This window comes from Streptomyces sp. SID3343, assembly GCF_009865215.1.
In the GTDB taxonomy this organism is placed as follows: Bacteria; Actinomycetota; Actinomycetes; order Streptomycetales; family Streptomycetaceae; genus Embleya.
Genome location: NZ_WWJX01000405.1, coordinates 1 through 936 on the forward strand (window position 1 = coordinate 1; position 936 = coordinate 936).

At 76.7% G+C, this 936-nt stretch carries 1 pseudogene; it reads right to left on the reverse strand.

The features are described from left to right. Nucleotides 1-936 (reverse strand): annotated as a pseudogene (locus tag GT354_RS13390) (hypothetical protein); the annotation flags it as partial.

Here is a 936-nt window from a genome sequence, read left to right on the forward strand (position 1 = left end):
AGGGGTGGGCTCGTCTGTCGGCTCGGTGTCCGGTGTCGGGTCCGGTTGGGGGGCCGGTTCGGGTTCGGCGTTCGGGTCGGCGGCGGGTGCTCGTGCCGGACCGCCGGCCGGATCGGGGGGCGCCGCAACCGGTTCCCGGCGGGCCGACACAGCGGGTGCGGCGGGCTCTTCGTGGTCTGTGTGCTCCGGTGCCCTCGGCGCGGTCGACGTGCGTGGGTGGGGTTCGAGCGTCGGTTCGGCCACGGAAGGAAGCGGTTCGGGGCCCGTGCCGGCGGCAGCCGACCCGGCAGGCGTGCTCCGCGCCGATGACGGCTGGGACGTAGCCGGAGCGGCCGACCCGCCCGCCGACCGCGACGGCGGCTCGGCGACCGCGAGTTCGGCCGAGAGCGCCGACGCCGTGGCTCCCGCCGGTTCCGCCGGGGCGACCGGCTCCGCCGTTCCGGACGGCTGCGCTGTTGCCACCGGCACCGCACGCGGCCGCGGAGCAGTGGCGCCGTGCCCCTCCTCCACGAACCACTCGGCCTGGCCCGCCCCCGCCCGGGACACCGGCGCGGGAACGGGTGGGAGTACCGGCGGAATGCTCGGCAGTACTTCGGCGAGCGCCGCGCCGAGTGCGTTGCACACCGCCACCAAGGGGGTTCCCGGTACGGCGACTTGGCCGTGTACATCGGTCAGCAGCGTGCGTACATGGCCCCGCCCCGGGCCGCCCAGCAGCAAACGCAACGCGGGCGAATCGCCCGGCGGCTCGGCGAGTTCGGGCGGCAGCGGGTCGGGCAGCTCCGGGGTGGCCAGAAACATGGGCAGGCCCAGCCGAGGCGACCCCGCGCGGGCGGCACGGTAGGCGTCCCGTACCGCCGGCCCCGGTACATCGCGGTGAACCCCGTCGGCGACCACGACCTGTCCGCGCGGCAGCCTGGCGTCCACCTGCGCCGCGAC